Consider the following 24,142-nt stretch of genomic DNA (forward strand, 5'->3'; position numbering starts at 1 on the left):
GGGTCAGGAGCGCCGAGGAGGCTTCGCCATGTCCCCGAGGAACCTCTCCATCTCGCGCCGATCCTTCTTCGTCGGCCGTCCCGTCCCCTTGTCGCGGCGGGGGACGAACCCGCGCAGCGCCGGATCCGGGGCGGGAGTGAGATCCTCGTAGCACTGGACGGCGATCGAGGCCTGCGGCCGGGTGGGCACGAATCCCGTGATCCTGCGGATGTGCTCGGCACCTGCCTTGCGGACCCTGACCTCCTGGCCGATCGAGACCTTCTGCGAGGCCTTGACCCTCTGCCCGTCGAGCTGGACGTGCCCGCCCCGGCACGCCTGGGTCGCCAGGTTCCTCGTCTTGAACATCCGCGTCGTCCACAGCCACACGTCGATGCGCTGGTGAGTCGTCGCGGAGCGGTCAATCTCCATCGCCGACCCCCGAATCCACCTTCTCGCGCATGGCTCCGGGATGCGGATGGTCGTGGACGCCGGCCCACACGGTGCCGGGCACCGCGACGATCGGGGTGTCCTGCTGCAGGGTGAACTCCGCCCGCCTCCGGAACGTCTGCGCCGGCCGGCCCCGGCCCTGGGTGAGGGCGCGACCGGTCGCCTCGAGAAGCGGCAGCATCGTGCGGCGGAACGTGTCGGCCTGCAGCTCGGTGCCGGCGACGATCTCGTGGAGGGTGCGCAGCCGGCGCAGGGAGAACTCGGAGCCGAGCAGCCCGAAGGGATCGGGGCTGCGCTCATGGAGCGACCGCAGCCGGTGCACGGCGACGCGGACGATCTCCTGGTGCTCGGCGCTGAGCTCGGCGACCGCGTCGACCGGGACCATCGTCCGCCACGCCGTCGCGAAGTCCTCCGCGCCGATGCCCGCACCGTCCTCGACCTCGGGGTCGAGGCCGACATCGGCGGCGGCCAGGACGTCGAGATGGGCCACCGAGATGACCCACCCGCGATCGTCGCGGTCGGGCTGGTCGAACACGTGGAGCTGGACGGGGGAGCGGTCGATGAGCCGGGCCTTCTCGCGCAGGCAGCGGGCGACCGCCTCGGCGAGGCGCTCCTGCGGACGGAGGATCGACCCGGGCAGCTGCCACCGGCCGTCCTCGGAGCGGATGAGGAGAACATGCAGCCCGCTCACGGGGACGGGGCACAGGACCGCAGTGTCGACGGCCACGGAAGGGCGCGGGAACTGCGTGAGAGAAGTCGATTCAGGCATGCTCTTCACATCGGATCGGATCATGGTGGACGTCCACCCAGTCTAATTCTCCTCGCGACCGTGGCGAATTGCCGCTGGTGTGCTCGGGCCTATAGTGTTCGATCCGAGTCCTGACAATCAAGGAGAATCACCCATGGCGCTGCGCATGTCGTCCCTGTTCGTGCGAACCCAGAAGGAAGACCCGGTCGGTGCCGAGGTCGCCAGCCATCGGCTGCTCCACCGCGCGGGGTACATCCGCAGGTCGGCGCCGGGAATCTACACGTGGCTGCCGCTCGGCCTCAAGGTGCTGTCGAAGATCGAGGCGATCGTCCGCGACGAGATGGCGCGCGCCGGATCGCAGGAGGTCCACTTCCCGAGCCTGCTGCCCGCCGACCCCTACAAGGCGTCGGGCCGCTGGGAGGCCTACGGCTCGGACATCTTCACTCTCACCGACCGCAAGGACAACGACTACCTGCTGGCGCCCACGCACGAAGAGGTCTTCACCCTCCTCGTCAAGGACCTCTACTCCTCGTACAAGGACCTGCCGCTGTCGATCTACCAGATCCAGACGAAGTACCGTGACGAGGCCCGGCCGCGCGCCGGTCTGCTGCGCGGCCGCGAATTCATCATGAAGGACGCCTACTCCTTCGACATCGACGACGCCGGGCTCGACGCCTCCTACGAGGCGATGCGGGTGGCCTACCTGCGCACCTTCGCCCGGCTCGGCCTGCCCTGCCTGCCCATCAAGGCGACCCCGGGCGCGATGGGCGGGGCCGGCACCGAGGAGTTCATCTACCCCTCCGAGGTCGGCGAGGACACCTTCGTCCGCTCGCCCGGCGGGTACGCCGCGAACGTCGAGGCCGTCACCTCGATCGTGCCCGATCCGATTCCCTTCGACGACGCCCCCGCGGCCCACGTCGAGGACACCCCCGACACCCCGACGATCGAGACGCTCGTCGCCGCGGCCAACGCGAATCACCCGCGTCCGGACCGCGAATGGACGGCGGCCGACACCCTGAAGAACGTCGTCTGCGCCGTCACCCACCCCGACGGCACCCGCGAGATCGTCGTCATCGGCCTGCCGGGCGATCGGGAGGTCGACCTCGACCGTGCCGCCGGCACCGGGGCGCTCGGCATCGGCGAGGTCGAGATCGAGCCCGCCACCGAGGCGGACCTCGCGGCACACCCCGAACTCGTCAAGGGCTACATCGGCCCCGGCCTGAGCCCCGAGACCCAGGTGCTCGGCCTCGAGGGCACCTCCGGGCTCCGCTTCCTCCTCGACCCCCGCGTCGTCGACGGCACCCGGTGGATCACCGGGGCGAACGAGCCCGGCAAGCACGTCTTCGACCTCGTCGCCGGCCGGGACTTCGTCGCCGACGGCACGATCGAGGCCGCTCAGGTGATGGTCGGCGATCCCGCCCCCGACGGCTCCGGCCCGCTCGAGCTCGCCCGCGGGGTCGAGATCGGGCAGATCTTCAAGCTCGGCCGCCGCTACGCCGAGGCGCTCGACCTCAAGGTCCTCGACGCCAACGGCAAGGCGACGACCGTGACCATGGGCTCCTACGGCATCGGCGTCACCCGGATCATGGCCTGCATCGCCGAGGAGTACCACGACGGCGACAGCCTCGTCTGGCCCCAGCACCTGGCACCGGCCGACGTCCACATCATCGCCGCCGGCAAGGGCTCCGACATCGGCGAGGCCGCCGAGGCGCTCACCGCGGATCTCGAGGCCGCGGGCGTCACCGTCCTCCTCGACGACCGGGTCAAGGTCTCGCCCGGGTTCAAGTTCGCCGACGCCGAGCTCATCGGCATCCCCACCGTCATCGTCGTCGGCCGCGGGCTCGCCGACGGGACCGTGGAGCTGCGCAACCGGCTCACCGGTGAGCAGCAGGAGATCGCCGTCGCCGAGGTGGTCGCCACGACCGTCGAGCGGGTGCGCGCCGCGTACGCCAGGGCCGACGCGGCCGGCGACGCCGCCGTCTCCGGGACTGCCCCCGCCCCCGCGGACCTCGCCGCCGTCTGATCGGTGGAGGCGCTCACCGGCGGCATCGATGTCACGCTGACGATGCTCCTGCTGCTCTTCGCGGCAGGCGCACTCGCCGGCTGGGTCGACGCCGTCGTCGGCGGCGGGGGACTCATCCAGCTGCCCGCCCTCCTCCTCGTGCCCGGGATGACCCCGGTGCAGGCGGTCGCGACGAACAAGGTCGGGTCGATCGCGGGGACCACCGCCTCGGCGGTGACCTATCTGCGCAAGGTCGCTCCCGACCGCTCGGCGACGATCCCGGCCGCGGCCACGGCGTTCTTCGGGGCGGTGCTCGGCGCGAAGCTCGCGACCGTGGTGCCGAGCGAGCTCTTCACCCCGATCATCCTCGCGGCGCTGGTCGCGGTCGGCGCCTTCACGATCCTCAATCCGAGCCTCGGCACCGATGTCAGCCTCCGCTTCGGCGAGCAGTCGAAGCGCCACCATGGGCTGTCGTGGCTGATCGGCTTCGCCATCGGGGTCTATGACGGGGTGCTCGGCCCGGGGACCGGGTCCTTCCTCGTCATCGCCTTCGTGACGATCATCGGATTCTCGTTCCTCCAGGCCTCGGCGACGGCGAAGGTGATCAACTGGGCGACGAACTTCGGCGCGCTCGTCTACTTCGTCCCCGACGGCCAGGTGGTGTGGCTGCTCGGCCTCGTCGTCGCGGCCGGGAACGTCCTCGGCGGGATCTTCGGGGCCCGGACCGCGCTGAAGCGGGGATCGGGCTTCGTCCGCATCGTCTTCGTCGTCGTGGTCTCGGCGATGATCATCCGGCTCGGCGCCGACGTCGTCACCGGCCTGATCCGCTGAGCCCCGCGAGCCACCCGCTCCTCAACCTGCCGGAGGCGCGGCACCCCCGCGCGAGGGCGCAGGGCCGCGGTCGGGTGATGAGGGGAGACGGCAGCCGACGGACGGGCGGAGTGCTCAGCCGATGGACTTCAGGGCGTGGGCGTTGACTCCGGCGACGTCCGCGCCGGAGAGCGCCCGGGCCACCCACAGCGACCTGGCGGCGTCCCCGAACGACTGCGCCGAGCCCTTGCGGGCCGCCGCGAGGTACCAGAACATGTTCGTCACCTCTCTGGCCACGGCCGCCCCGATCCCGTACTGCGGGTCGATCCCCGCGCACAGCGCGAGATCCGTCGCGAAACCGCGCAGCCACGCGGCCTGGGCCTGCGGGTGCTCGGACGGGATCTCGGAGAGCCGGTTCCACAGGATCGGGGCGATCGTGTAGGCGGTGGGCCCGGCCAGGGGCTGCGGGTCGATCGCCTTCCACGTCGCGACTCCGGCGGCGTCCGGGTTGCCGGCGAGGATGTTGTAGTAGTGGAGGTCGGCGTGGATGAGCCAGTTCTCGTCGGAGGAGGCGAGCACATTCATCCAGTTCCGCGCGAACGACAGCAGCAGGGAGTCGCCCGGGCCGGACTCCGCCCACCCGGTCAGCAGCGCGGCGTTCGCATCGAAGGTCGACAGCCAGCCGGCGGCGACGTCCTGGACCCGCATGAAGTCGGAGTCCGCCGGTACCTGCAGCGACTTCTGCAGCGCGCCCCACACGGGAGGGACGTCGGACAGGGGCAGCACCGAGAGGTTGTCCTTCGTCCGCAGCCGCTCCTGGAGGGTGACCCGGAAGCTGCGATCGTCCCTGATCACGCGCACGGCTCCGTGCCCGTTCCAGATCTTCAGCGCCCGCAGCGCCTGGGCATGGGCGGCGGTGTGCGCCGAGGTGGGGGCCGCGAACCGGAGCACGCCCTGATAGCTCTCCTGGGTGAGGACCGGGATGACGAGGCTCTCGCATCCGGCCCAGGGGGCGCCGGGCACGTCGTCGAAGCGCAGCTTCCAGCGGTCCATGAGCTCGGTGGCCATGAAGTCGAGAGCCGCGACCCATGCGTCGGTGCGGTACTCGCCGATGATGTCGCGAGTGGAGTTGTAGAGAACCGGCGGGACCTTCACGAGCCCGCCTCGGCGGCGCTGTCGGCATAGGTGAAGCGCAGGGCCTGAGCGGCTCCGAAGACGCTGCGCGCCCGCGCGGACTCCCAGAGCCTGCCGGCGGCGAGCGGATCGACGCGCAGCCACGGCAGCAGCGCGGCGGCGACCCCGTCCTCGAGTCCGAGGGCGAGCTCGCGGGCACTGCCCTCGTCGGTCGGCACCGGGTCGAGGGCCCACGACGGGGAGTCCGGAGCGGGATCCGCGTCGGCCGCGGCCAGCATCTCGAGCATCTGCCCGGCCAGCGACCCCAGCGTCTCCAGGCGGGCGAGGGCGGCACCGCGCTCGGGAGCCGCCTCGGCGAACTTCACCGCGAGCCGCTCGTAGCCGTAGGACGCGGCCCGGGCCGCGTCGAGGATCGCGGCGCAGTCCTCGGGGTCGGCGGGACCCGCTTCCGCGGATCCGGGCCCTGCGGAGTCCGGTCCCGCGGTGTCGGTCTCCGCGGACCCGGGTGAGGCGGCCGCGTCGGACATTGCCTCCTCGATCCTCGACATGAGCAGGTCCTCGGCAGTGCCGATGAGCTCGGGATCGTCCGCTCCCGCGGTCAGCGCGAACCCGGTCGCCGTGTCGACGAGGACGGGGATGAGACCCGAATCGAGGCCGGCCACCGCGTCGAACACGGCCGTCGAGACCACCTCGGCGGCCTCCCGATAGGTGCGCTGCGGCTCTGCGCTCGGGGACGCGGTCGCCAGTTCGGTCGGGGGCGCCCAGGCGGGGCCGACCGCGGTCCGGAGACTCTCGAGGTCGGCGGTCGCTGATTCGGGGTCGTCGGGACCCGGGGCGGTGTGCTCGAGGATCCGGGCGATGCGATTGCGCAGCTCGTCGCTGGAGTCGAGGTCGGGGACGTCGGGTGCGGTGTCCCACCGCAGCCCGCAGGCCGAGAGCGGTCCCAGACTCGCCGCGGCCAAACCGGTGAGGAGAACGGTCCGGCGACTCACGGGAAAACGCATACGGCAATCGTAACGGATGCCTGACGGCGGCCCTCGATCTCCTCTAGGGTGGTGGGGAAGGCAATGAGCAGGGAGGACACATGGACGAAGACGTGGCACGGATCACCGAGCTGCTCCGGGAGCCCCTCGAGGCCTCGGGGTTCCATCTCGAGTCGGTCAAGGCGGTGGCCGCCGGTCAGCGGCGCGCGCTGACCGTCATCGTCGATCTCGACGAATCGAGCACGGAGCCGATGTCGATGGACAAGATCGCGGAGTCCTCGCAGATCGTCGGCGACACCCTCGACGAGGTCGAGATCTTCCGGGACAAGCCGTACCAGCTCGAGGTGACGAGCCCGGGGGCGACCCGGAAGCTCGAATGCCCGCGCCACTTCAAGCGGGTCATCGGGCGCAGGCTCGAGGTGGAGACGAAGAAGGACTCCTTCCGCCTCGACCTCGACGAGGTGGGGGAGTCGGCGATCGCCGGGCGCGACCCGGGCACCGGCGAGCGGCGCTCGGTCGACCTCGCCGACATCGTCAGGGCACAGGTCGAGCTGAAGTTCCGCTGACCCCGCTGCCGGTGCCGCGGGCGGTGCCGACCCCATGGGCGGTGCCGATCGGGTGCCGGGAGGCTCGTCGTGAGTGCGATAGACTGTTGCGCCTGCGTCAATGGAGACGGAACCATAAGTGAAGACCGACAATTCAATGCTCGAGGGAGCCGGAGAGGGTTTAGGCCATGGATATCGACCTCAGTGTGCTGCGCATGATCGAGCGAGAGCGTGAGATTCCGCTCGAGACTCTGATCGAACTCATCGAACAAGCACTGTTCCTCGCCTACCAGAAGACCGAGGGCGCCTGGCCGGATGCTCGCGCCGAACTCGACAAGACGACCGGAGAGGTGAAGATCTGGGCGGTCGAGTTCGACAACGACGACAACCCCATCGGTGAGTTCGACGATACCCCGACGGGATTCGGCCGCATCGCCGCCCAGACCGCCCGGCAGGTCATCCACCAGCGCCTGCGCGACGTCGAGGACGAGACGCTGCTCGGCAGCTTCAAGGGCCGGGAGGGCGAGATCGTCTCCGGCACGGTCCAGCAGGGACGCGACCCGCAGATGGTCCAGGTCGACCTCGGCGACGTCGAGGCCGTGCTCCCGCCGCACGAGCAGGTCCCCGGTGAGGAGTACCGACACGGGAGGCGGCTGCGCGTCTACATCGCCGACGTCCACAAGGGGCCCAGGGGCACCTCGGTGACGGTGTCGCGGACCCACCCGAACCTCGTGCGCCGCCTCTTCGCTCTCGAGGCCCCGGAGATCGCCGACGGCACCGTCGAGATCGTGTCCCTGGCCAGGGAGGCCGGGCACCGGACGAAGCTCGCCGTGCGGGCGACCAAGCCCGGCGTCAACGCGAAGGGCGCATGCATCGGCGAGCTCGGCTCGAGGGTGCGCTCGGTGATGAACGAGCTCGGTCAGGAGAAGATCGACATCGTCGACTACAGCGACGACCCCGCGAAGTTCATCGGCCACGCCCTGTCCCCGGCGAAGACGCTCAAGGTCGACATCCTCGACGCCGCGGCCCAGGAGTCCCGAGCGGTCGTGCCCCGCGACCAGCTCTCCCTGGCCATCGGCAAGGAGGGCCAGAACGCGCGGCTCGCGGCCAAGCTCACCGGCTGGAAGATCGACATCGTCCCCGCCGACTGACAACCGCGGTGCGCGCGGCGGACGCACTTCCGCCTCAACAGCCTCCGCGCGGAGAGTGCGCCACCCCACAGGATCGTCGAGGGGGCACGGCAGACGCGGGAAGGGAAGTGCTGTAGAATTGACTACTGTGATTGCAGGCGGTGCACCCCAGAGGACGTGCATCGCGTGCAGGAACAGGGCCGATCGGACAGAGCTCATGCGCTTCGTGCATCGGCCCGACGAGCATCCCGCGATCGTCCAGGACGTGTCTGCGACACTGCCCGGACGGGGAGCGTGGGTGCATCCCGATGCCGCGTGCCTGGAGAAGGCACTGGCGTCACGGGCCTTCGCCCGAGCCTTTCGGACGAAGGTCACGCCCTCGGATCTGCCGAGGATCGACATCGAACCCACAGAGAACGGGTGACTGAGAATGGATGACAAGTTGTGAGTGTCGTGCGATGACACCCTCACCGACATTCGAAAGAGCAGCGGAATGAGAACTGCTCTTCATTGATGAGGTTCTTTCCTGACCGGGAAAGAACCCGGACAGGAGAACTGTGGCAAAGCCCCGTGTCCATGAGCTCGCCAAAGAGCTCGGCACAACCAGCAAGATCGTCCTCGAGAAGCTCCAGGACATGGGCGAATTCGTTCGCTCCGCCTCCTCGACTCTCGAAGCACCCGTCGTCCGACGGGTGAGGGAGGCCTTCGCCGATTCGGCGAACTCGTCCGGCCAGAAGGCCGGCGCCAAGACCGCCAAACCAGCCGCGCCGGGCAAGCCCGGAGCCCCGAAACCGGGTGCGAAGGCACCGGCGAAGCCGGGAGCCGCGAAGCCCGCTGCCGCGAAGTCGCAGGGCTCGGCGGCGACCAAGCCCGCCCCGGCCAAGCCCGCGGCCGAGAAGCCCGCTGCCGGCAAGCCGGGCGCCCCGCGTCCCGCCGCACCGGGCAGGCCGGCACCTGCCGAGTCCGCGCCCGCGGCCGAGCAGACCCAGCAGACCGCGCGTGCCTCCGAGCAGGCCGAGTCGTCCTCCCAGCAGGCCGAACGCAGGCCCGCGGCGCGACCGGGCGCACCGAAGCCCGGAGCCGCCAAGCCGGCCGCCGGCGCACCCAAGCCGGGTGCCGCGAAGCCTGCCGGCGGAGCGAAGCCGGGAGCCCGTCAGCCCGCCCGTCCCGGGAACAACCCGTTCGCGCCCTCTCAGGGGATGCCGAAGCCGGGCGGTCGTCCCGGTGGTCCCAAGCCCGGTGCCCGTCAGGGCGGCGCAGGCGGACCCGGCGCACGTCCGGGCAACAACCCGTTCGCCCCATCCCAGGGGATGCCGAAGCCGGGCCAGAAGCCTCCACGTCCGGCCGGCGACGACGCGGCGGCAGCTGGACCGCGTCCGGGACCCCGTCCCGGCGCTCCGCGCCCCAACCCGTCGATGATGAAGAACTCCGCCCTCAACAAGCCCGCTCCGGGCCGGGGTCGGGGTGGCGGCCGTGGGAACGCTCCCGCGGGCGGTGCCGGTGCTCCCGGCGCGGCCCCCGGCGCACCTGCCGGTCGTCGTTCTCCGGGCGGCGGCCCGGGTGGTCCGGCTCGCGGTTCCGGCCGCGGTCGCGGCAGCACCCAGGGTGCGTTCGGCCGCGGCGGCGGTCCGCGTCAGAAGGGACGCAAGTCCAAGCGGGCCAAGCGCGCCGAGCTCGAGCAGATGCAGGCGCCGTCGATCGGCGGCGTCCAGGTCCCACGCGGCGACGGCAGCACCCCGCTGCGCCTGCGCCGCGGCTCGTCCCTCGCCGACTTCGCCGAGAAGATCAACACGGACCCGACGAACCTCGTCACCGTGCTCTTCCACCTCGGCGAGATGGCGACCATCACGCAGTCCCTCGACGAGGGCACCTTCGAGGTGCTCGGTGAGGAGCTCGGCTACAAGGTCGAGATCGTCTCGCCCGAGGACGAGGACCGCGAGCTGCTCGAGACCTTCGACATCGACCTCGACGCGGAAGCCGCCGGAGAGGACGACGAGGACCTCGTCGCCCGCCCACCGGTCGTCACCGTCATGGGTCACGTCGACCATGGAAAGACCAAGCTGCTCGACGCGATCCGGTCGGCGAACGTCGTCGCCCGCGAGGCCGGCGGAATCACCCAGCACATCGGCGCCTACCAGGTGGGCGTCGAGCACGAGGGCGAAGAGCGACGCATCACGTTCCTCGACACCCCGGGCCACGAGGCGTTCACCGCCATGCGTGCCCGTGGTGCGAAGTCGACGGACCTCGCGATCCTCGTGGTCGCCGCCGACGACGGTGTGATGCCGCAGACGATCGAGGCGCTCAACCACGCGCAGGCCGCAGATGTGCCGATCGTCGTCGCCGTCAACAAGATCGACAAGGAGGGCGCGAACCCTGCCAAGGTCATGCAGCAGCTGACCGAGTACAACCTCGTGGCGGAGGAATACGGTGGCGACACCATGTTCGTCCCGATCTCCGCGCTCAAGCGCGAGGGCATCGAGGAGCTGCTCGAGTCCGTGCTGCTCACGACCGACGCCGCGCTCGACCTCCGGGCCAACCCGAACAAGGCCGCTCGCGGCATCGCGATCGAGGCGAAGCTCGACAAGGGCCGCGGCGCCGTCGCGACCGTGCTCGTCGAGTCGGGCACGCTGCGCCAGGGCGACGCCATCGTCTGCGGCACCGCCTTCGGCCGAGTCCGGGCGATGTTCGACGAGAACGGCAACAGCGTGTCCGAGGCGGGACCCTCGCGTCCCGTCCAGGTGCTCGGTCTCTCGAGCGTCCCGCGGGCAGGTGACACGTTCATCTCCACCGACGACGACCGCACCGCTCGGCAGATCGCCGAGAAGCGCGACGCCATCGAGCGCAACGCCGCTCAGGCCCGCGGCCGCAAGCGGATCAGCCTCGAGGACTTCACCAAGGCGCTGGCCGAGGGCAAGGTCGACATGCTCAACCTCATCCTCAAGGGCGACGTGTCCGGTGCCGTCGAGGCGCTCGAGGACTCGCTGCTCAAGATCGATGTGGGCGACGAGGTCGACCTGCGCATCATCCACCGCGGCGTCGGTGCGATCACGGAGAACGACATCAACCTGGCGACGGTCGACAACGCGATCGTCATCGGCTTCAACGTCCGGCCGGAGGCGAAGGCTCGCGACCTGGCCGAACGCGAAGGCGTCGATGTCCGTTACTACTCCGTGATCTACCAGGCGATCGAGGACATCGAGAACTCGCTCAAGGGCATGCTCAAGCCCGAGTTCGAGGAGGCCCAGACCGGCACCGCCGAGATCCGCGAGGTCTTCCGGTCCTCGAAGTTCGGCAACATCGCCGGCTCGATCGTCCGCTCCGGCACGATCACGAGGAACTCGGCGGCCCGCGTCACTCGCGACGGCGTGGTCATCGGGGACAACCTCAAGATCGAGTCCCTGCGTCGCTTCAAGGACGACGCCACCGAGGTCCGCGAGGGCTACGAGTGCGGTATCGGACTCGGCAGCTTCAACGACCTGCGGGTCGGCGACATCATCGAGACCTTCGAGATGCGCGAGAAGCCCCGCGACTGATCGCAAGCCCGATCGACGAGACTGCGGCCGGTGCACCTGCACCGGCCGCAGTCGGTTCCACACCGGGGCGGCGGCCGGCGTCACCGGCGCCTCTCCCTCGGGTGCGGAGCCGTTCCACCGGCCCGGCACCACCACCAGCGGCGGCTCATGCCGCCGGCATCACAGCACAAGCAGAGGACACACCATGGCAGACCCCACTCGGGCACGGAAGATCGCTGACCAGATCAAGGTCATCGTCGCCTCGACGATCGAGCGCAAGCTCAAGGACCCGCGCCTCGGATTCGTCACCGTCACCGACGTGCGCGTCACCGGCGACCTCCAGCACGCGACGATCTTCTACACCGTCTACGGAGACGGCCAGGAGCTGGAATCGACCGGGAAGGCACTGGAGTCGGCGAAGGGCTTCATCCGCTCGGAGGTCGGCAAGGGCCTGACCATCAGGCTCACCCCGAGCATCGAGTTCATCGCCGATGCCGTTCCGGAGGCCGCCGCCCACCTCGACGACCTCCTGGCGAAGGCGGCCGCCGAGGACGCGCGGATCGCCGAGCTGAAGAAGGACGCCAGGCCCGCCGGCGACGAGGACCCGTACCGCAAGAGCGACGACGAGGCCTGAGCGACGGCCGCGTCCGACCCCGGTGAGGAGCGTCACCTCGGAGAGGCGATGCTCTCACCAGGGCGGTTCCCGCGCGCTCCATCTCGGGAGAGAAAATTTCTCGTAACAGTTTTGTTATCTTTCTCCGGTGGTCTAGACTTTTCAAGGTAACGATATGATCACGAGTCTGTTAAGGGATTTCTGCATTGGGTAAGCACTCCTCACCGAAGCCCGGCTTCGCAAAGCAACTGATCCGGGATCTCGCACCCGCTTCCAAGCGCTCCGGCGGAAAGCACTCCGCTGAAACCCCCTCGACGGCGACCTCCGTGCTGGCCACGGTCAAGCAGCGTCCCGTCGTCGCCGCGATCGCCGTCCCGGCCGCCGCCACCGCCGCCGTCGTCGGGTCGACCGTCGTCATGGGACCCCCCGACACCGGCAACGTCACGACCGAGGCCGCCTCGGCGACCCAGGAGCAGCAGCAGGCCCCGTCGGCCGTCAGCCAGGAGCAGCTCGACGCCGAGCGCCAGAAGGCCGGCGAGGAGTACCTCGAAGACGTCAAGAACGATCCGAAGTACAAGAACAAGACCGAGAAGACGACGCTCAAGGTCAAGACCCCGAAGCCCGCGACGACCGCCGAGTCGGCGAAGAAGGACTCCGGGTCGAAGGGCTCCTCGTCCGAGGCCGCCGCCGGCGGCGACACCCCGTCCGGCGTGTCGAACGAGCCGTGCAGCGTCTCGTCCTCGATCGAGTCGGGACTGCTGCCCAACGCCGTCAACGGCTACCGCGCCGTGTGCGCGAAGTTCCCCGAGGTCAAGTCCTACGGCGGACGTCGTCAGGGTTCGGGCACCTCGGACCACTACACCGGCGAGGCCGTCGACATCATGATCAGCGGCTCCACCGGCGACCGCATCGCCGACTACCTCATCAAGAACCAGAAGGCGCTCAACGTCAAGTACGTCATCTGGGAGCAGCGCATCTGGCACCCGGGCCAGGGCTGGAAGGGCATGTCCGACCGCGGTTCGGCCACCGCCAACCACTTCGATCACGTCCACGTCTCGTTCAACTGATCGCCGGGACCACTTGAGCGACTCGTCCCCGCAGGGCGTCCTCGTCTGCGACAAGCCCCAGGGCATCACGTCCCACGGCGTCGTCTCCCGGATCCGGCGCTGGTTCGGCACCCGCAAGGTCGGCCACGCCGGCACCCTCGACCCCATGGCCACGGGTGTGCTCGTGCTCGGGCTCGGCCGCGGGACGAAGCTGCTCGGCTACATCACCGGCGCCCCGAAGACCTATCTCGCGACCATCCGGCTCGGCTCCGGCACGCCCACCGACGACGCCGACTCCGCCCCCGATGTCGTCGCCGACCCCGTTGCCCTCGCCGCAGTCACGCGTGAGGACATCGCGTCCGGCATCGCCTCGCTGACCGGGGTCATCGAGCAGGTGCCCAGCGCCGTGTCCGCGATCAAGGTCGACGGCGTCCGCTCGTACGCGCGTGTGCGCAAGGGCGAGGCGGTCGAGCTCAGGGCCCGGGAGGTCGAGGTCTCGCGCTTCGACGCCCACGACGTGCGCGTCGGGGACGGGTTCATCGACATCGACGTCGAGGTCGACTGCTCCTCGGGCACGTACATCCGGGCACTCGCCCGCGACCTCGGCGCCCGCCTCGGCGTCCATGGTCATCTCACCGCGCTGCGCCGCACCCGCGTCGGCGCCTTCGGCATCGACGACGCCGTCGTCATCCCCGCCGACCTCGACGTCCCCGTGCCCCGGCTCATCACCCTCGCCGAGGCGGCCCGCAGCCTGTTCCCGAGCGTCGACGTCGACGCCGGACAGGCCAAGGCCCTCATGCAGGGCAGGACCGTGGGCGTCGAGGCACCCGCCGCGGGGGAGTTCGCCGTGCTCTCCGAGGGCGAGCTCATCTCCATCGCCGAGGCGCGCACGGGCGGGATCAAGTCCCTGACCGCCTTCGCCCCGCACCTCGCCTGAGGCTCTCGCGCGACCGCGGGCACCGGGGTTCGCTCGAGCGTTCGCGCTGAGATACCCTGAGTCGGTGCACGGAAGGAGCAAGCGTCGAGTGGAGATCTATCACGGCCTCAATGAGGTCCCGGGCGATACTGTCGCGACCGTTGTCACCTTGGGCAACTTCGACGGCGTCCACCGCGGGCATCAGACCGTGCTGCGGGCCGTGGCCGCGCTGGCGCAGGAGAACTCCCTGCGCTCGGTGGCGATGACCTTCGACCCCCATCCGCGCACCATCCATGTCGCGGACGAACCCACTCTCCTCATCACGACGACCGAGCAGAAGGCCCGGCTCATCGCCGAGACGGGCATCGACGCCCTCTTCGTCCAGCACTACGACCTCGGCTTCGCCGCCCAGTCGCCGGAGGAGTTCGTCCGCCGCTACTTCGTCGACGGGCTGCGCGCGCAGATCGTCGTCGTCGGCGAGGACGTGAGGTTCGGCCGCGACAACGAGGGATCGCTCGAGACCCTGCGCCGCCTCGGCGAGAAGCACGGTTTCACCACCGTCACGGTCGAGGAGGTCGGGCGCGGAGGTCGCTACTCGTCCTCGCGGATCCGGGAGCAGATCACCACCGGTGCCGTCGCCGAGGCGGCCGACCAGCTCGGGCGCGCCCACTTCGTGTCCGGGACCGTCGTCCACGGCGACGCCCGCGGCCGGGACCTCGGCTTCCCGACCGCCAACCTCAGCCCGCACCCGGCAGGCCTCGTTCCCGGCGACGGCGTCTACGCGGGACTGGCGACCTTCGACGAGGACGAGGGGCCGTACCCCGCGGCGATCTCGGTGGGCACGAACCCGACGTTCGACGGCGACGCCCGCCGCGTCGAGGCCTACGTGCTCGACAAGGAGTTCGGCTCGTTCGACGTCTACGGCCGGCACATGACGCTCGAGTTCGTCGCGCGGATCAGGGGACAGGTGACCTTCACCGGAATGGACGATCTCATCGTGCAGATGCACGAGGACATCGCCGATGTGCGCGAGGTCCTCCACACCTGATAAACTGGCGGCTGCCGTTTTCACCGGCCGCGGTTCGACAGGGCTGGGACAGTCAGGTTCCGGCGCCGCGCAACGACACGAAGGAGAATCCATGGCTCTCGACACTGCCACGAAGCAGGAGATCATCAAGGAATACGGAACTCATGAGGGCGACACCGGTTCTCCCGAGGTCCAGGTTGCCCTGCTCACCCGTCGGATCGTCGATCTCACCGAGCACTTCAAGGAGCACAAGCACGACCACCACTCGCGTCGTGGTCTGCTGCTGCTCGTCGGCCAGCGCCGTCGTCTGCTCAAGTACCTCGCGAAGGTCGACATCGAGCGCTACCGCTCGCTGATCAAGCGCCTCGGCCTGCGTCGCTGATCATCTGCGGGAGCACCGCCTCGGCGGTCCCCGCAGATCGCGACGCGCGACCAGGAGCCGCGATGTGCGGCCCCGGGTCGCGACCCGGTCCGGAACTCGAAGCGCCCCACAGGCTGTGGGGCGCTTCGTGCATTCACGGGGCACGCGGCCACGGGGGACTGGTGACTGCGCGGCTCACGGTAGTTGAAACGGCGCGATGCACCGACTCCGGATCGAGAACCCGCCCGGAAACGATCCGAAGGCAGCCTATTGCGCGGTTTCAACCACTTCTCGGGGATCCGAGAGGGGAATGTGCTGCGCTCATGCGCGGGCGGCGGGTGGGCGGTGTCTCACCTGTCGCGCAGGGCATCTGCGGTAGACTGGGGACCGGACAGCCATGCCATGGACGTTTCGGTCCTCGGTAGTGGCCTCCGGAGGATTCCTTCCGTGGGCCCCGATCGATGACCGGCTTGGATCCATGGGGTTGTCCAGGTCACTGTCCACCGGCGTGACGCGGACCGAACCCTTCACGGGTGCCCGGACGCCGGTCACGAACTAGGAGAATACGTGGGAATCAACCCAGAATCCGCCGTCGCGCATATCGACAATGGTCGCTTCGGCTCTCATACCATCCGCTTCGAGACGGGCCGACTGGCCCAGCAGGCCGCCGGCTCCGCTCTGGCCTACCTCGACGACGAGACTATGCTGCTCTCGGCGACCACCGTCGGCAAGAACCCCCGCGAGGGCTTCGACTTCTTCCCCCTGACCGTCGACGTCGAGGAGCGCATGTACGCCGCGGGCCGCATCCCCGGCTCGTTCTTCCGCCGCGAGGGCCGTCCGACCACCGACGCGATCCTCACCTGCCGCCTCATCGACCGTCCGCTGCGCCCGTCCTTCACCAAGGGCATCCGCAACGAGGTCCAGGTCGTCGTCACCGTCATGTCGATCCACCCCGATCACATCTACGACGCGCTCGCCATCAACGCCGCCTCGATGTCGACCCAGCTCTCGGGTCTGCCGTTCTCCGGCCCCATCGGCGGTGTCCGCATCGCCCTCATCGACGGCCAGTGGGTCGCCTTCCCCAACTTCTCGCAGATGCCCGACGCCGTCTTCGACATGGTCGTCGCCGGCCGGGTCGTCGGTGACGACGTCGCGATCATGATGGTCGAGGCCGAGGCCACCGAGAACGCGATCGACAAGATCAAGACCGGATCGTCCGCTCCCACCGAGGAGATCGTCGCCGAGGGCCTCGAGGCCGCGAAGCCGTTCATCCGCGAACTCTGCCGCGCCCAGTCCGAGCTCGCCGAGTCGGCCGCGAAGCCCGTCACCGAGATCCCCGTCTTCCGCGACTACGAGGACGACGTCTACGAGGCCGTGCGCGAGCTGGCCGAGGAGAAGCAGACGAAGAACTTCCAGATCGCCGACAAGCAGGAGCGCGAAGCCGCGGGCGAGGCCCTGCTGGCGGAGCTCTTCGAGGCCCTCGGCGAGCGCTTCGCCGGGCGGGAGAAGGAGATCGCCTCGGCGCTCAACGCCCTGACCAAGCAGGTCGTGCGCAAGCGCATCCTCACCGAGCAGGTTCGCATCGACGGTCGTGGGCTCAAGGACATCCGCCCGCTCTCCGCCGAGGTGAACGTCATCCCGCGCGTGCACGGCTCGGCCCTGTTCGAGCGCGGAGAGACCCAGATCCTCGGTGTCACCACGCTCAACATGCTCAAGCTCGAGCAGCAGATCGACTCGCTGTCGCCGGTGACGAGCAAGCGCTACATCCACCACTACAACTTCCCGCCCTACTCGACCGGTGAGACCGGCCGTGTCGGCAGCCCGAAGCGCCGCGAGATCGGCCACGGTGCGCTGGCCGAACGCGCCCTCGTCCCGGTCCTGCCCTCGCGCGAGGACTTCCCCTACGCGATCCGTGAGGTCTCCGAGGCACTCGGCTCCAACGGGTCGACCTCGATGGGCTCGGTGTGCGCCTCGACGCTGGCCATGCTCTCGGCCGGTGTGCCGCTGCGCGCCCCGGTCGCCGGCATCGCGATGGGCCTCGTCTCCGACGTCATCGAGACCGAGCAGGGCGAGCAGACCGCGTACGCGGCGCTGACCGACATCCTCGGCGCGGAGGACGCGTTCGGTGACATGGACTTCAAGGTCGCCGGAACCCGTGACTTCGTCACCGCGATCCAGCTCGACACCAAGCTCGACGGCATCCCCGCCTCGGTGCTCGCCGCCGCGCTCAAGCAGGCCCGCGAGGCCCGCATGGTCATCCTCGACGTCATCGAGGACGCCATCGACGCCCCGGCGGAGATGGCGCCGACGGCACCGCGCATCATCTCGGTGAATATCCCCGTCGACAAGATCGGTGAGGTCATCGGGCCCAAGGGCAAGATGATCAACCAGATCCAGGAGGACACGGGCGCCGACATCAGCATCGAGGACGACGGCACCGTCCTCATCGGCGCCACCGACGGTCAGGCCGCCGAGGCCGCACGCTCGATGATCAACGCGATCGCCAACCCGCAGGTCCCCGAGGTCGGCGAGCGCTACCTCGGCACGGTCGTGAAGACGATGAGCTTCGGCGCCTTCATCTCCCTGACCCCGGGCAAGGACGGTCTGCTCCACATCTCCGAGCTGCGCAAGCTCAACGACGGCAAGCGCGTCGAGGACGTCGAGGACGTCGTCGGTGTGGGCCAGAAGGTCCAGGTCGAGATCACGAAGATCGACGATCGCGGCAAGCTGTCGCTGGCTCCCGTCACCGAGGGTGACGACGAAGGGTCGGAGAACTGATCTCCGCACATTCGCACATCGGGGAGGGCAGCCGCATCGCGCGGTCTGTCCTCCCCGGTGGTTTGACGGTCACCAGCGAGCACATGCCGGGCCTGGCCTCCGAGACGATCGGGATCTGGGTCGCGGCCGGTTCCCGTGACGAGTCCGCGGAGACCGCCGGGTCCACCCACTTCCTCGAGCACATGCTCTTCAAAGGCACGACGTCGAGGGACGCGAAGTCCATCGCCGCCGCCTTCGACCGCACCGGCGGGGACTCCAACGCCATCACGGCCAAGGAGCTCACCTGCTACTACTCGCGGTGCCTCGTCACCGATCTGCCCTCGATCACGGCTCTGCTCATCGACATGGTCTCGAACTCGCTCCTCGACGAGGCCGAGTTCGAGCGCGAGCGCGGCGTCATCATCGAGGAGCTCGCGATGTCCGCCGACGACCCGGGTGACGTCCTCTTCGACGACTTCGACGCGCTCGTCTTCGGCGACCATCCGCTCGCCCGGCCGGTCGGAGCGACGAAGGACCAGATCCTTCTCCTCGAGCATCGGACGCTGCTCGATCACTACTCGTCGACGTACGTCCCGCCCCGTCTGGTGGTCGCCGCCGCCGGCGGCGCCGCCCACGACGAGGTCGTGCGCATGGTCGAGGAGGCGATGGCTGGAGCCTGGAACGATCGCGCCGGGGACGCCGCCCTCGCCGAGGCGGTCCCCGGCCCGTCCCTCGGAGCGCCGGACGCCCGGCTGATCCGCGAGGTGCCCACCTTCCACTCGGGGCGCTCGCACACCATCAGGGACACCGAGCAGCTCGGGATCCTGCTCGGCACCGAGGGCCTCGAGGAGGGGCATCCGGACCGGTTCGTCTACTCGGTCCTGCTCACCCTCCTCGGTGGCGGGATGTCCTCACGACTCTTCCAGAGCGTACGCGAGGAGCGCGGGCTCGCCTACGCCGTCAACTGCGTGGCCAGCCAGTTCACCGACTTCGGGACCTTCGGCGTCTACGCCGGCTGCGCCCCGGAGAACGGCCAGGCCGTCGTCGATCTGGTCCTCGAGCAGTGGGAGCGGCTCGCGCAGACACCGCCGAGCCGGAACGAGCTCGACGAGATCGTGTCCCAGCTGTCCGGGTCGATGGTGCTCGGGCTCGAGTCCTCGGCGACCCGGATGAACCGGCTCGCGCGCTCGGAGATCTTCGGGATCCCCCTCGAGGCCCCTGCCGATCTCATCGAGCGCATCAGATCCGTCAGCGCCGAGCAGGTGAGCACCATGGCCGGCGAGCTGCTCGCCGGGCCGAAGGCGATCGCGCTCGTCGGCCCGCCCACGAGCGTCGACCTGCCCTGACGGCTGCGGCCGCGCCTACAGCCGTCCCGAGGCGAGCACGCGGTGGAGGAACTGCTGCGTCCTCTCCTCCCTCGGATCGGTGAAGATCTGCTCGGGGATCCCGCGCTCGAGGATCTGCCCCTGGTGGAGGAAGCAGACCTGGGAGGCGACCTCCTTGGCGAACCCCATCTCATGGGTGGCGAGCAGCATCGTCATGCCCTCGGCCGCGAGCGCGCGGACGATCTCGAGCACATCCCCGACGAGCTCGGGGTCGAGCGCGGCGGTGATCTCGTCGAGGAGGAGCGCCTGCGGCTTCATCGCCATCGCGCGGACGATCGCGACACGCTGCTGCTGACCTCCCGAGAGGCTGTCCGGATGGGCCGTCGCCTTCGCCTCCATGCCCACCCGCCTGAGCAGGTCGATGGCCTCCGCCTCGGCGGCATCCTTGGCCACCCCGCCGACGAGCATGGGCGCCAGCGTGATGTTCTCGAGCACGCTCATGTGCGGGAACAGGTTGTAGGACTGGAAGACCATGCCGACGTTGCGGCGCAGCCGGTTGACGTCGACCCCGGCCCCGGTGATCGGATCGCCGTCGAGGACGATCTCCCCGGAGTCGATCGGCTCGAGGGCGTTGATGCACTTGAGCAGGGTCGACTTCCCGGAACCCGAGGCGCCGATGAGGCACACGACCTCGTGGGCCTCGACGTCGATGCTGATCCCGCGGAGGACGGGGGTGGACCCGTAGGACTTGTGGACGTCGTCGATCTCGAGGAACGGCATCAGAGGGCACCTGCTTTCATCTTGGCCGCGTCCCTGGCCATGAGCCTGTCGACGAACCGGGCCTGGGGGATGGTGGCGATGATGAAGACCACCGCGACGACGAGGACGGGGGAGAGGTTGAACACCGAGGAGGAGATGAGGCGCGCCTGCATGAACGAGTCGACGACGCCCATGATGCTGATGAGAGCCGTGTCCTTCTGCAGCCCGATGAAGTCGTTGAGCAGCGGCGGGACCATCCTCCGCGTCGCCTGCGGGACGATGACCTTCCGCAGCGTCTGGCCGTAGGACAGGCCGAGCGAGCGGGCGGCCGACCACTGCGAGGGGTGGATCGACTCGAGACCGGCGCGGTACACCTCGGCGACATAGCCGGTGTAGGTCAGGGCCAGGGCGATGATCGCGAGCATCGTCGGGCTCAGCTCGCTGACGATCGGGACCTTGGCGATGGTCAGCCCGAATCCGACGAGGTAGAGGACGATGATCGAGGGCACGGCGCGGAAGACATCGACGTAGATCGTCGCCAGCCACCGCAGCGGCCGGCCCGGGCGACCGGGCAGCATCCGCATGATCGCCACTCCGAGGCCGGCGACGAGGACGATGATCTCGGCCCCGACGGCGACCTGGACGTTGATCCAGAAGCCCTCGGCGACCTTCGACCAGGACTGGGCGATGAAGTCGGCGCGGAGGAAGGTCTTCGTCACCGCGGCGTCATTGGTCGTGACGAAGGTGAGCAGGGCTCCGACGATGAGGAACCCGGCCGAGAAGCCCAGCGAGGTGAGCGCGTCGTCGCGCCCGCTCGCGGCGCTCGCGCGCGCCCCGCGCAGGTCCGAGGCCGCCAGGGCCCGGGCGCGTCGGGCTCCCTGGCCCACCGACCTGGCCCACGGCAGCAGCGGATACGCCATCGTCAGGCCGATGAGCCCGATGATGATCGGCATCATCGCGGTCTTCTCGCGGTTGATGAGGTAGACCTGGTGGAGCCCCGTCCAGAACACTGCGGCGGTGAGCGCCCAGACGACGATCGCGAGGATGCTCAGGCCGACGATGCGCCGCGGCGGCGTCGGGGTGCCGGCTTTCGCCATGCGAGTCGAGAGTGACATCGGCGGACTCAGAACTCGGGGATGGTGTTGGGGTCGGTGCCGAACGCCTCGGCGAGCCAGGCCGCGGACAGGGCGTCGAAGGTGCCGTCGTCGTGCATCGCGCTGATCGCCTTGTCGAGCTCACCGCTGTTGGCCGCGCCCTGCGGGTAGATGGCCCCGTACTCCTCACCGGAGTCGTACTGCCCGACGACCTCCAGCGCGCCGCCGGACTGCTGGGCGAACCCGAGCACGATCGCCGTGTCCTGGAGAGCGGCGTCGATCTGACCCGATTGGACGGCGGTGATCATGCCCTCGGTGTCCTGGAACGTCCGCGCCTCCTGCTTCGGGGCGACCGTCTCGGGTACGAAGTCGACGGCGGTCGTCCCGACCTGGACGCCGAGCTGCCTGTCGGCGATGTTCTCGGGCGTCACCCCGCTGTCGGCCTGGGTGAGCACGCCGATCTTCGAGGAGTAGTAGGGCTCGGAGAAGTCGACGACCTTGTCGCGCTCCTCGGTGATCGAGACCTGCGCCAGCGCGATGTCGAAGTCCTTGACCTGCCCGGCGACGAGCCCGTCGAAGCTGACGTTCTTGACCGTGACGGACTCGAGCCCGGCCCGATGGGCGATGGTCGCGGCCATGCAGTACTCGTAGCCGCCGGTGATCTCCTCCGGGGAGATGCCCTTCCACCAGGCGGGGGAGGGCAGGTTGGTGGCGACCGTCAGCGTGCCGTCGGCGACGGGGTCGAGCGTGATCGAACCGGCCTCCCCGGTGACCTCGCATTCGCCGAAGGCCGATCCCGCGTCGCCCGAGGCGTCGGCGGACCCTGACGAACAGGCTGACAGGAACAGTGCGGAGACCGCGACGACGGCGATCATGGTGGTCGATGTGCGCATTTCCAACTCCAGATTTTTTTGAACGGCTGTTGAGTTAAGACTAAGTGATACATGTGATCCGGATCACTCGTCAACCGAAATGGGTAGAATCGTTATGCAATCGGCTGGCGTCGAGGCGGCGTCCCACGGCGGAAGGGCGAAGGGCATGAGCAGGAAGCAGGCGGCACTCCGCCGCGAGGAGATCCTCGCGGCCACGGTCGAGGAGATCGAGGCGAGCGGTCTGCGGACCCTGCGGGTCGCCGATGTCGCCGCGCGGTTGGGGCTGAGCCCGAGCCTCGTCATCTACCACTTCGCGACGAAGGAGGCGCTCGTCGCGGAGGCGTTCGCGCACGCGGGGGAGAGCGACCTCTCGCGCGCCCGGCGGATCGCGGCGAGCTCCCGGCCGGCGCGGGAGAAGCTCGACGAGGTGATCGCCTGGTACATGCCCGCCGGATCGACGCGCAGCTGGAAGATCTGGATCGACGGGTGGTCGGCGGGGCTGTTCGACACCGAGCTGAGGTCGACCTTCGCCGCCCTCGACCGGGAGTGGAAGGCGATCCTCGCCAGCCTCATCGAGGCGGGGAGGGACGCCGGCGAGTTCGCCGCGGGCACGGATTCCGCGCAGGCGATCGCGACCCGGACGCTCGCCTATCTCGACGGACTGGCGATCCAGGCGACGTTCCACCCCGAGGAGGTCTCCCGCGCGCTCATGGGGGAGTGGGCGCAGTCCTTCCTCGAGCGCGAACTGCTGCCGAGCCGCACTTGACTCACGGTGCAGTTCGGCCTCAGACTGGGTTTCAGACTTCTACTGAACAGCGATTCAGTTAACTTTCGGAGGCCCCATGTTCATGGACATCACCTGGCAGGACCCGATCACCGGCGCCCGCGGCTTCGTCGTCATCGACACGCTGGTGCGCGGAACGGCATCGGGAGGACTGCGCATGCGCGCCGGCTGCACGCTCGAGGAGGTGCGGGGGCTGGCCCAGGGCATGACCCGCAAGGAGGCGATCCACTATCGCCCCGGCCGCCGCTACATCCCTGTGGGCGGAGCCAAGGGCGGGATCGACTTCGATCCCCGCGCCGATGGCGCCGCCGAGGTGCTCGAGAGGTTCCTCGTCGCCGTCAACCCGATCATGCGCTCCTACTGGGCCCTCGGCGAGGACCTCGGAGTCCGCCAGGACACGATCGACGAGATCCTCGCCCGCCGCGGCCTCGGCAGCGGACTGACCGCCGTGGAGAAGCTCGTCGACGACCCGGCCGGCATGGACGCCAGGTCCCAGCGGGCCTTCACCACCGTCGTCGACGGGGTCGCCCAGGACGAGCTCGTCGGCGGACTCGGCGTGGCCACCTCGGTGTTCGCCGCCCTCGAGGCCGACGGCCGGGACCCGGCCGGAGCGACCGCGGCGATCCAGGGATTCGGTTCGATGGGTGGGGCCACCGCCCGCTTCCTCGCCGAGGCGGGGGTGCGGATCGTGGGCATCGCCGACGCCGACGGGTTCGTGTCGAACCCCGAGGGCCTCGACATCGAGGCGCTGTTGGCCACGCGCGACCCCTTCGGCGGGATCGATCGGTCCGCCCTGCGCCCCGAGGACCGGGTCGGGGACCGCGACGAGTGGCTCGACGCCGACGTCGACGTGCTCGTCCCGGCGGCCGTCAGCTACGCGATCACCCCGGCCGACTGCGGTCGGATCCGGGCCACCCACATCGTCGAGGCCGCGAACATGCCCGTGCTTCCCGAGGCCGAGGCCGCACTCGCCGCCCGCGGGGTCACCGTCATCCCCGACTTCCTCGCCAATTCGGCGACGAACGCCTGGTGGTGGTGGGTGACCTTCGGCGACGTCGACGGGACCTGGGAGGACAGCCGGGCGGTCATCGAGGAGACGCTCGGGGGGCTCACGCGTGACGTCCTCGCCGAGGCGCGGGCGTCCCGGATCACCCCTAGGGCCGCTGCCCAGGCGACGGTCGACGCCAACCTCGATCGGCTCCGGCTGATCACCGCCGACCCGACCGACGGCCCGGCTCCGGCCGCCGACAGCGCGGCCGGGACTCTCGACACCGTCGCCTCGGGTGCAAAGCGGTAGC

General features: G+C 69.5%; 22 protein-coding genes. 15 read left to right on the plus strand and 7 right to left on the minus strand.

Annotation, left to right across the window (positions count from 1 at the left end; genetic code table 11):
• Nucleotides 1–3 precede the first annotated feature (3 nt).
• Nucleotides 4–408: an RNA-binding S4 domain-containing protein gene (locus tag DFO65_RS02025; RefSeq protein ID WP_113902728.1), complete on the minus strand. Its 405-nt coding sequence runs from the start codon at nucleotides 406–408 to the stop codon at nucleotides 4–6.
• Complete coding sequence (locus DFO65_RS02030) at nucleotides 398–1,195, minus strand: NUDIX hydrolase (RefSeq protein WP_245940420.1); 798 nt, start codon at nucleotides 1,193–1,195, stop codon at nucleotides 398–400. The genes DFO65_RS02025 and DFO65_RS02030 overlap by 11 nt, the downstream gene beginning before the upstream one ends.
• Before the next feature lie 133 nt (nucleotides 1,196–1,328).
• On the opposite strand from DFO65_RS02030, the gene DFO65_RS02035 reads away from it, so the two are divergent.
• Together DFO65_RS02035 and DFO65_RS02040 are read left to right on the plus strand one after the other, a co-directional pair.
• Complete coding sequence (locus DFO65_RS02035) at nucleotides 1,329–3,197, plus strand: proline--tRNA ligase (RefSeq protein ID WP_113902729.1); 1,869 nt, start codon at nucleotides 1,329–1,331, stop codon at nucleotides 3,195–3,197.
• A gap of 3 nt (nucleotides 3,198–3,200) precedes the next feature.
• Nucleotides 3,201–4,007 (plus strand): TSUP family transporter, encoded by an 807-nt coding sequence (locus tag DFO65_RS02040; protein WP_428844209.1) that lies wholly within the window; start codon nucleotides 3,201–3,203, stop codon nucleotides 4,005–4,007.
• 114 nt (nucleotides 4,008–4,121) lie between these two features.
• Here the strand turns inward: DFO65_RS02040 and DFO65_RS02045 are convergent, their stop codons facing one another.
• On the minus strand, nucleotides 4,122–5,141 hold the full coding sequence (locus DFO65_RS02045; protein ID WP_113902730.1) for an aminoglycoside phosphotransferase family protein: 1,020 nt from the start codon (nucleotides 5,139–5,141) through the stop codon (nucleotides 4,122–4,124).
• Nucleotides 5,138–6,124, minus strand: coding sequence for a hypothetical protein (locus tag DFO65_RS02050; protein WP_113902731.1), 987 nt, complete (start codon nucleotides 6,122–6,124; stop codon nucleotides 5,138–5,140). Before DFO65_RS02050 ends, DFO65_RS02045 begins: the two co-directional genes overlap by 4 nt.
• 80 nt (nucleotides 6,125–6,204) lie before the next feature.
• On the opposite strand from DFO65_RS02050, the gene DFO65_RS02055 reads away from it, so the two are divergent.
• From DFO65_RS02055 to DFO65_RS02105, 11 genes are all read left to right on the plus strand, one after another.
• A complete protein-coding gene (locus DFO65_RS02055) occupies nucleotides 6,205–6,669 on the plus strand; it encodes a ribosome maturation factor RimP (RefSeq protein WP_113902732.1) in 465 nt (154 codons plus the stop codon).
• A 167-nt stretch (nucleotides 6,670–6,836) separates the two neighbouring features.
• Nucleotides 6,837–7,799, plus strand: coding sequence for a transcription termination factor NusA (gene nusA / locus DFO65_RS02060; protein ID WP_113902733.1), 963 nt, complete (start codon nucleotides 6,837–6,839; stop codon nucleotides 7,797–7,799).
• A gap of 127 nt (nucleotides 7,800–7,926) precedes the next feature.
• Nucleotides 7,927–8,202 (plus strand): DUF448 domain-containing protein, encoded by a 276-nt coding sequence (locus tag DFO65_RS02065; protein ID WP_113902734.1) that lies wholly within the window; start codon nucleotides 7,927–7,929, stop codon nucleotides 8,200–8,202.
• A gap of 133 nt (nucleotides 8,203–8,335) precedes the next feature.
• A complete protein-coding gene (gene infB, locus DFO65_RS02070; protein ID WP_113902735.1) occupies nucleotides 8,336–11,311 on the plus strand; it encodes a translation initiation factor IF-2 in 2,976 nt (991 codons plus the stop codon).
• Nucleotides 11,312–11,495: 184 nt separating this feature from the next.
• Complete coding sequence (gene rbfA, locus DFO65_RS02075) at nucleotides 11,496–11,924, plus strand: 30S ribosome-binding factor RbfA (protein ID WP_113902736.1); 429 nt, start codon at nucleotides 11,496–11,498, stop codon at nucleotides 11,922–11,924.
• A gap of 185 nt (nucleotides 11,925–12,109) precedes the next feature.
• A complete protein-coding gene (locus DFO65_RS02080) occupies nucleotides 12,110–12,970 on the plus strand; it encodes a VldE C-terminal domain-containing protein (protein WP_113902737.1) in 861 nt (286 codons plus the stop codon).
• 13 nt (nucleotides 12,971–12,983) lie between these two features.
• On the plus strand, nucleotides 12,984–13,886 hold the full coding sequence (truB, locus tag DFO65_RS02085) for a tRNA pseudouridine(55) synthase TruB (RefSeq protein WP_113902738.1): 903 nt from the start codon (nucleotides 12,984–12,986) through the stop codon (nucleotides 13,884–13,886).
• Between the two features lie 88 nt (nucleotides 13,887–13,974).
• A complete protein-coding gene (locus DFO65_RS02090; RefSeq protein WP_113902739.1) occupies nucleotides 13,975–14,913 on the plus strand; it encodes a bifunctional riboflavin kinase/FAD synthetase in 939 nt (312 codons plus the stop codon).
• Between the two features lie 91 nt (nucleotides 14,914–15,004).
• Nucleotides 15,005–15,274, plus strand: coding sequence for a 30S ribosomal protein S15 (gene rpsO / locus DFO65_RS02095; RefSeq protein ID WP_113902740.1), 270 nt, complete (start codon nucleotides 15,005–15,007; stop codon nucleotides 15,272–15,274).
• Nucleotides 15,275–15,820: 546 nt separating this feature from the next.
• Nucleotides 15,821–18,031: a polyribonucleotide nucleotidyltransferase gene (locus DFO65_RS02100; RefSeq protein ID WP_113902741.1), complete on the plus strand. Its 2,211-nt coding sequence runs from the start codon at nucleotides 15,821–15,823 to the stop codon at nucleotides 18,029–18,031.
• Nucleotides 18,032–18,114: 83 nt separating this feature from the next.
• Nucleotides 18,115–19,356 carry a M16 family metallopeptidase gene (locus DFO65_RS02105; protein WP_113902742.1) on the plus strand — a complete coding sequence of 414 codons (1,242 nt, stop codon included), beginning with the start codon at nucleotides 18,115–18,117 and terminating at the stop codon, nucleotides 19,354–19,356.
• Nucleotides 19,357–19,371: 15 nt separating this feature from the next.
• Here DFO65_RS02105 and DFO65_RS02110 read toward each other — a convergent pair whose 3' ends face one another.
• From DFO65_RS02110 to DFO65_RS02120, 3 genes are read right to left on the minus strand one after another with little or no spacing between them, the layout of a single operon-like run.
• Nucleotides 19,372–20,115 (minus strand): amino acid ABC transporter ATP-binding protein, encoded by a 744-nt coding sequence (locus DFO65_RS02110; RefSeq protein WP_113902743.1) that lies wholly within the window; start codon nucleotides 20,113–20,115, stop codon nucleotides 19,372–19,374.
• The gene (locus DFO65_RS02115) at nucleotides 20,115–21,191 is read right to left on the minus strand and encodes an amino acid ABC transporter permease (RefSeq protein ID WP_220151213.1); all 1,077 of its coding nucleotides are present in this window, start codon (nucleotides 21,189–21,191) and stop codon (nucleotides 20,115–20,117) included. The genes DFO65_RS02110 and DFO65_RS02115 overlap by 1 nt, the downstream gene beginning before the upstream one ends.
• 26 nt (nucleotides 21,192–21,217) lie before the next feature.
• On the minus strand, nucleotides 21,218–22,081 hold the full coding sequence (locus DFO65_RS02120; protein ID WP_220151212.1) for an ABC transporter substrate-binding protein: 864 nt from the start codon (nucleotides 22,079–22,081) through the stop codon (nucleotides 21,218–21,220).
• A gap of 145 nt (nucleotides 22,082–22,226) precedes the next feature.
• Between DFO65_RS02120 and DFO65_RS02125 the strand changes: the two genes are divergently transcribed.
• Nucleotides 22,227–22,826: a TetR/AcrR family transcriptional regulator gene (locus DFO65_RS02125; protein ID WP_113902744.1), complete on the plus strand. Its 600-nt coding sequence runs from the start codon at nucleotides 22,227–22,229 to the stop codon at nucleotides 22,824–22,826.
• 76 nt (nucleotides 22,827–22,902) lie between these two features.
• Nucleotides 22,903–24,141, plus strand: a complete 1,239-nt coding sequence (locus DFO65_RS02130; RefSeq protein ID WP_113902745.1) for a Glu/Leu/Phe/Val dehydrogenase dimerization domain-containing protein — start codon at nucleotides 22,903–22,905, stop codon at nucleotides 24,139–24,141.
• Nucleotide 24,142: the final 1 nt, after the last annotated feature.

It is taken from the genome of Brevibacterium sanguinis (genome assembly GCF_003315415.1).
In the GTDB taxonomy this organism is placed as follows: domain Bacteria; phylum Actinomycetota; class Actinomycetes; order Actinomycetales; family Brevibacteriaceae; genus Brevibacterium; species Brevibacterium celere_A.

Coding starts and splice junctions, on each gene's coding strand:
- DFO65_RS02105 (WP_113902742.1), top strand. CDS start 18,115: ATGCCGGGCCTGGCCTCCGAGACGATCGGGATCTGGGTCGCGGCCGGT.
- rbfA (WP_113902736.1), top strand. CDS start 11,496: ATGGCAGACCCCACTCGGGCACGGAAGATCGCTGACCAGATCAAGGTC.
- nusA (WP_113902733.1), top strand. CDS start 6,837: ATGGATATCGACCTCAGTGTGCTGCGCATGATCGAGCGAGAGCGTGAG.
- DFO65_RS02050 (WP_113902731.1), bottom strand. CDS start 6,124: ATGCGTTTTCCCGTGAGTCGCCGGACCGTTCTCCTCACCGGTTTGGCC.
- DFO65_RS02120 (WP_220151212.1), bottom strand. CDS start 22,081: ATGCGCACATCGACCACCATGATCGCCGTCGTCGCGGTCTCCGCACTG.
- DFO65_RS02025 (WP_113902728.1), bottom strand. CDS start 408: ATGGAGATTGACCGCTCCGCGACGACTCACCAGCGCATCGACGTGTGG.
- DFO65_RS02030 (WP_245940420.1), bottom strand. CDS start 1,195: ATGCCTGAATCGACTTCTCTCACGCAGTTCCCGCGCCCTTCCGTGGCC.
- DFO65_RS02110 (WP_113902743.1), bottom strand. CDS start 20,115: ATGCCGTTCCTCGAGATCGACGACGTCCACAAGTCCTACGGGTCCACC.
- DFO65_RS02055 (WP_113902732.1), top strand. CDS start 6,205: ATGGACGAAGACGTGGCACGGATCACCGAGCTGCTCCGGGAGCCCCTC.
- DFO65_RS02125 (WP_113902744.1), top strand. CDS start 22,227: ATGAGCAGGAAGCAGGCGGCACTCCGCCGCGAGGAGATCCTCGCGGCC.
- rpsO (WP_113902740.1), top strand. CDS start 15,005: ATGGCTCTCGACACTGCCACGAAGCAGGAGATCATCAAGGAATACGGA.
- DFO65_RS02115 (WP_220151213.1), bottom strand. CDS start 21,191: ATGGCGAAAGCCGGCACCCCGACGCCGCCGCGGCGCATCGTCGGCCTG.
- DFO65_RS02035 (WP_113902729.1), top strand. CDS start 1,329: ATGGCGCTGCGCATGTCGTCCCTGTTCGTGCGAACCCAGAAGGAAGAC.
- DFO65_RS02130 (WP_113902745.1), top strand. CDS start 22,903: ATGTTCATGGACATCACCTGGCAGGACCCGATCACCGGCGCCCGCGGC.